The 6,140-nt window shown below is 51.8% G+C and carries 5 protein-coding genes and 2 pseudogenes; 1 reads left to right on the plus strand and 6 read right to left on the minus strand.

Annotation, left to right across the window (positions count from 1 at the left end; all coding sequences use genetic code 11):
- Positions 1 to 134, minus strand: a pseudogene (locus A3OI_RS20905) (IS5/IS1182 family transposase); the annotation flags it as partial.
- A 372-nt stretch (positions 135 to 506) separates the two neighbouring features.
- On the opposite strand from A3OI_RS20905, the gene A3OI_RS0118640 reads away from it, so the two are divergent.
- Positions 507 to 1,400 (plus strand): LysR family transcriptional regulator, encoded by an 894-nt coding sequence (locus A3OI_RS0118640; RefSeq protein WP_018405720.1) that lies wholly within the window; start codon positions 507 to 509, stop codon positions 1,398 to 1,400.
- Between the two features lie 43 nt (positions 1,401 to 1,443).
- Here the strand turns inward: A3OI_RS0118640 and A3OI_RS0118645 are convergent, their stop codons facing one another.
- From A3OI_RS0118645 to A3OI_RS0118665, 5 genes and pseudogenes are all read right to left on the minus strand, one after another.
- The gene (locus A3OI_RS0118645) at positions 1,444 to 2,157 is read right to left on the minus strand and encodes a class I SAM-dependent methyltransferase (protein WP_018405721.1); all 714 of its coding nucleotides are present in this window, start codon (positions 2,155 to 2,157) and stop codon (positions 1,444 to 1,446) included.
- A 100-nt stretch (positions 2,158 to 2,257) separates the two neighbouring features.
- Complete coding sequence (locus A3OI_RS0118650; protein ID WP_018405722.1) at positions 2,258 to 3,634, minus strand: TRAP transporter large permease; 1,377 nt, start codon at positions 3,632 to 3,634, stop codon at positions 2,258 to 2,260.
- Positions 3,634 to 4,314, minus strand: coding sequence for a TRAP transporter small permease (locus A3OI_RS0118655; protein ID WP_018405723.1), 681 nt, complete (start codon positions 4,312 to 4,314; stop codon positions 3,634 to 3,636). Before A3OI_RS0118655 ends, A3OI_RS0118650 begins: the two co-directional genes overlap by 1 nt.
- A 263-nt stretch (positions 4,315 to 4,577) precedes the next feature.
- Positions 4,578 to 5,579: a DctP family TRAP transporter solute-binding subunit gene (locus A3OI_RS0118660; protein ID WP_018405724.1), complete on the minus strand. Its 1,002-nt coding sequence runs from the start codon at positions 5,577 to 5,579 to the stop codon at positions 4,578 to 4,580.
- 220 nt (positions 5,580 to 5,799) lie between these two features.
- Positions 5,800 to 5,964 (minus strand): annotated as a pseudogene (locus A3OI_RS0118665) (electron transfer flavoprotein subunit alpha/FixB family protein); the annotation flags it as partial.
- Between the last annotated feature and the right edge of the window lie 176 nt (positions 5,965 to 6,140).

A 6,140-nucleotide genomic window follows, 5' to 3' on the forward strand; every position in this document is an offset into this window, starting at 1 on the left:
GGCACACCGGTCCGCATTCTGAACAGAATGCCTTCGACTGTTTTGCGCAGACCTGCCTTGTTATACAGACTGAATTGAAGCAATATTTCTCTCAGCTTGGACCACTGCTCCTCTGTGAGCCTGTATCTGGGCATTGCGGGCTCGTATGATTGTTGTTGTGGAACTTCATTATACGAGCCTGCTCTTATCTTTCAAAGGCTTACGAGCAATTGTCAACAGACCCTAGCGAGCCAGGTTGGAGGCGCCTCACCATCGATGGATAGCGGTTAGCTGCCATGGTGCGAGGAGTGGCGTTTATATGGCGCTCGATCACCTGAACAGCGCGTTTAATGCGGATAGGCTCCAAACAGCACTGTGTATTCTAGCCAATTTGCCGGAGTGCTAAGGTTCTGAGTTGAATTCGGAATAAAAGCCAATCCGCAAAAATTCGTCTAAAGCTCATTCCGTAAAGTGTTACTCTCTACTTGGTAAAAAGATGAACTCTCGACTCAACCGAGCAACGCATCATGCATTTTGACTTACCCGATTTACGACTTTTCATTCACGTCTCAGAAGCCGGCAGTATGACCGCGGGGGCAAAGCGCGCGAGCCTTTCAACAGCCGCAGCGAGCACTCGCATTAAGTCCTTGGAAGGTCAGCTGGGTAGTCGTTTGTTTTATCGCGCTAGCCAGGGAGTAGAGCTGACACCTGCTGGTGAAAAGCTGCTCCAACATGCGCGTTCGATAATGAGGCAGGTTGAGTACGTAAAAACGGACTTTTCCAAGTATCAGGATGGCGACAGTGGGCATATTCGGATTTTTGCCAACACCACCGCGGTCACGGATTTCATGCCAGAAGTCCTCGCTAGTTTCCTGGGGGAAAGGCCTGGAATAACGATCGATTTGCAAGAAAGACTTACAAATGACATTTTCCGCGGGGTGCTCGACGGGGCTACCGATTTGGGCGTAACGTCCGGTAAAATTGAAATAAAAGGCGTCGAAATTCTGCCTTTTAGCGTAGATCGCCTAGTCGCGGTTGTAGGATCCAAGCATCCTTTGGCTGGAAGCAAGCCTGTTGACTTCAAAGATACCCTTGGCTTCCCTTATTTAGGTTTACACGATGGCAGCACTCTAACGCAATTCCTCAAAAAAGAAGTGGCGAAACTCGGCGAACAGTTGTCGCTGCGGATGCAGGTTTACGGTTTTGAGCAAACTTGCCGTATGATCGAAGCCGGTGTTGGTATGGCTATCTTGCCGGAATCTAGCGCTATGCGTTACCAGAAAAATATGAAACTGGACATTGTGCTTTTAAAGGATGCTTGGGCAACGCGAGAGCGTGCAGTGATTGTGAGAGAATACGCCTCATTGCCGGAAGCCTGCAAAGCACTTATTCAGTCCATTCGGGACTACCATAACTACTAGCTGCTGGCATACCGCCTCTCAACGTGAACCCCGAATTTTGAGCTTAGGCGATCGGCCGGCGCAAGAGATCGACTCGCATGGGAGCCGTCAAGCAAACTCGGCCATCTATCGCAAAATCAGCGTATCTTGCTTCTATCGCTGCTAGCAATTCAGGCGTCAGACGATGGTCGGTATGCGTCACGTTGACCATGCGCTGCTCAAATTCTTCGAAGCTGTTAAAGACTCTTGGCATGTGAAAAAAGTGCTGACCGACTAACTCAAAGACACCCTCTTCAACCGCATTACAAACAGCTTCAAATGCATTCTCCCGCATTGTTTTTTCGCTGTGAAACAACCGTAAAATTTCATTAAAGTCGCCCGCATAAATTGGCTCAGAGATATACGCTAAGCCACCCGGTCGCAGCACTCTGTAAATCTCTGACATGGCGTCAGCCAGGCGATCTTTCGGCACATGATGCAGGGACTTAAACATCAGAACAATGTCAGCATTAGAATCACTAGCTGGAATGCTCTCGGCCCCGGCAACAACAAAGGTCACATTTGGTAAGTTCGTTCGTGCGCTGTTTTTTGTGTGCTGAACAAGGTCCACTTCGCAAGCCAGAATTGAAGCGGGTTCGCACTCGTTAGCGATATAGCGGGTGAGAGCCGCTGAGCCGCATCCCAACTCCACAATGCAAGCACCTTTCAGCGGTAAAATCTGACGAAAGAGCTCTGGCTCTTTTTTTATTATTAACTTTGTTGGCGCGTTAATTTCCATCAAATCTCCTCATTGCAATCCATTGATCGCAAACTGAAAAGGCCTCATGCGCAACGCATGGCTCTGGCACTCGTTGCGCATGAGGCAATATTGAGCTTCGTTAGTTGGTAATGATTTCAGGCCCCATGAAGGTATTGGGCAGGAAGGTCGATATCCACGGGATGTAGGTGATTATGATCAGGAACACCAACAGGACGGCCAGGAAGGGCAGTGAGGCGCGCACCACCGACATCATCGACATGCCTGCAACACCAGAGGTCACGAAGAGGTTTAGTCCCACCGGCGGCGTTATCATCCCGATCTCCATATTGACCACCATTATGATGCCCAAATGGATTGGGTCGATACCCAGTTCGATGGCGAGCGGAAAGATCAGCGGTGCCACGATAACAAGTAGGCCACTAGGCTCCATGAATTGTCCGCCGATTAGCAATATAATGTTGACCATAACCAGAAACATTACCGGGCCGAAGCCCGCACTTAGCATTGCATTGGCGATTTGCTGAGGTATCTGCTCTTCGGTCAACACGTGCTTGAGAATAAGCGCATTGGCGATCACGAAAAGCAGCGTAACGGTAAGTTTGCCTGCATCGAAGAGCGTCTTCTTGGTGTCGGGATGCACGAAGACGGTCAAGATCGCATGCGGTTTTCGCAGGAGACTGATATTCGCGCCCTCTCCGGTTGTTGCAAGCGGCCCGATATCGCGATAAATGAAACAGGCGATCAAGAAGGAATAGACCGCTGCTACCGCCGCCGCCTCTGTTGGCGTGAAGACACCGCCATAAATGCCGCCCAAGATGATCACGATCAGAAAGAGACCCCAACCCGCCTCGCGGCCAGAGGCCCAGATCTCAGACCAGCCTTGCCATTCCCCCTTGGGCATGTTGCGCACGCGGGCGATGATATATATCGTCGTCATCAGCATGAAACCCGCGAGAAGGCCGGGAATGACGCCGGCGAGAAACATGCGGCCGACCGACACGTTGACCGAGGCCGCATAGACTACCATTACGATGGATGGCGGAATAAGAATGCCTAGGGTCCCCGCATTACATATCACACCGGCGGCGAATTCTTTGGTATAGCCCACCTGACGCATGCCCGCTATCACGATCGTGCCGATGGCTACCACCGTCGCAGGGGATGACCCCGAAAGTGCCGCAAACATCATGCAGGCTAAGACCCCAGCGATGGCAAGGCCGCCGTGCAGATGCCCCACGCAGGCAATAGAAAAGCGGATGATACGCTGCGCAACGCCGCCTGTCGTCATAAACGCCGAAGCAAGAATAAAGAACGGAATCGCAAGCAAGGTGTAATGGCCAACGAACGCATCAAGCAGTTTGCCCGCGACGGAAGCCAGGGAAGTATTTGAGTAGATCAGCAAGAAGAGTGTGGAGCTGAGCCCGAGAGAGAACGCAATCGGTACACCAATAAGCAGCAAGGCAATGATTACGAAAAAGAGAATGGCGACATCCATTAATTGGATCCTCCGCGGCTGTCATGCGCGTGGCCCGCGCGGATTTCATTCAGTTCGTCTTCAACTTCATGACTGGCAATCAGACGGTCGAGCTCGCCCCGCCAAATGGCCATAGCGGCCTGGGTAAATCGCAGCACCAGTAAAAACGCGGAGATCGGCAGCACGATATAGGGCACGGCCTTGGGCATTTTTTCGTATGTATCGCCGTAGTTAATTAGATCTTCCAAAAAGCGGAAGGCGCCCACCATCGGTACGTCCTGCATCTCATAGAAGCTTTGACTGCGCGAACTTGTATCGAACCCTGTCGGGAACCAGCGGCCTGATGTGGGGGGCAAGTCGGCAAAAACAGCCCAATAATCGTAACCGCCCTTTAGCAGGAGCAACGAAAAGACGAGACATGCTGCGACCGAGATAAGCGCAAGCACTCGACGTATGGCAGGTGAGGCCAGATTCAAAATCACATCCACGCCGAGCTGCGCATGTTTCTTGACCGCGTAAGAAGCCCCCAAAAGGACCAAAAAGCCAAACATGAAAACCGTTAGTTCAAGTGCCCAAAGAATGTTCGAGTTAAACACGTAGCGTGCTACAACATTGGCAAAAGTGATGACCGTCATGAGCCCAATAAGCACGGCGATCAAAGTTTCCTCGAACTGGTCGATTAGTCCTGTCTTGTGCTGCATCGTACCGTTTCCATGATGGTAGTGTTCCGTTTGACTAACTCGTAAACCTATTGCTTGGCACTGAGGGTTCTGGTGAAAGCTGACAACACGGACCCGGACACCTCAGCGATAAGGTTTCCAGATTCCCAGAAGTTCAGTAGATTTAGGAGTTAGCCAGACAGCACGTTATAGAGAGAGTGGTTAAAATTGGGCAGGCCAATATGGACTGCACGATATCGGAACAGCACAACCCCCCCTGCGGGGGTTGTGCTGTTCATGCGGATTTACGAACTGGTGTTCGAGGTGACAGCCGCGTCGATATTCTCCTGCCCAATATCGCCCATGAACTGCTCCCAGACGGGCTTCATCTTCTCAATCCATTTGCCGCGTTGCTCGGGTGTCAGTTGACGCACCACGCCGCCCGCGTCGATGATCGCCTGCTTGGCGCCCTGATTAACTTTGCTGGATTCGCTATTGCGGGCATCGGACACTTCCGCCACGATTTGCAGGAACTGGTCGCGTACATCAGCGTCAAGGCTGTCAAGCCAGTCGACGCTGGTCACAAGCAGATAGTCGATTACACCGTGATTGGTCTCGGTGATGCCGTCCTGAACCTCAAAGAACTTTTGTCCGTAAATGTTGGACCAGGTGTTTTCCTGACCATCCACAACGCCCATCTGAAGCGCGCCGTAAACCTCGGAAAAGGCCATTTTCTGCGGGCTGCCTCCAATCGCCTCCATCTGCGCCACCAACACGTCGGAGGATTGCACGCGGAATTTCAGCCCTTCGGCGTCCGAAGGCTCGAGCAGGGGCACATTGGCAGACATCTGTTTCATACCGTTATGCCAATAGGCCAAGCCCTGAAGGCCGCGGCGCTGCATGCTGTCAAGCATGGCCTGCCCATTATCGGAGGCCTGAAATCGATCCACTGCTTCGATATTTGAGAAGATGAAGGGCAGATCGAAAAGGCGGAACTGCTTGGTCAGTCTCTCAAATTTCGAGAGTGACGGTGCGGCAAGCTGAACGTCGCCCCGAAGCATCGCCTCGATCACTTTTTCGTCATTATAAAGAGTGGAGTTGGGGAACACTTCGACGCACATTTTGCCATCCATTTCCTCGTTTACACGCTTCTGCAACAACGAGGCGGCGATACCCTTCGGGTGCTTGTCAGTGTTGGTGACGTGGCTGAACTTTGCGACGATCTCGCCAGCGTCGCAGGCGGCCATTGCAGCCCCTGGGCCAATGCTCAGAGCCAGTGCCGATACTGCTGCGGTCAGAAATCTCATACGGGTTTCCTTTTATTATAATTAATGTATTTTAGACAGTACTGTGTAGGCTCAAGTTGTTATTAAATAATAAGGCCAATTAGTACTTAATAGTCTTTATACTTACACAAAGTAATAGAGAAAAGATATTCGCAATTACTCAATCCGGGTTTAAGCGTTGATTAACACGTAATGCCGACTTCAAGCTTTACAGGCCAAAGTGAAGCAGAGGAGGCTCACCCAGGTTCTCGCCCAGAAAGTGACCGTAAGCAGCGTTGTCGGCAACCAGTACCTTGCTAACGCCCTCGGCCTTCGCTGCCGCTTCGCCTACAGCAGCGCAGTTTTCGCCGGCGACCAGTACGTCGATGTCGCTACCGATGGCTTTGGCAGCAGCCACAACGTTCAGGGGGGCCGCCTGCTACAGGCTGCTGTTGTCATGGTCGCAGTAGGAATGCCGGTCACCCGGCACCCCCCTGCACAGATCCGTACGTGCGCTACGAACGCATACGGCTCCTATCTTGAGTGTCTACCGTCAAATCGTTTGTTTGGCCAAGGATGCACAACTCTGGGTTGTGGCAGCGC

The organism is Marinobacter gelidimuriae, from assembly GCF_000372805.1.
GTDB classification, from domain to species: domain Bacteria; phylum Pseudomonadota; class Gammaproteobacteria; order Pseudomonadales; family Oleiphilaceae; genus Marinobacter; species Marinobacter gelidimuriae.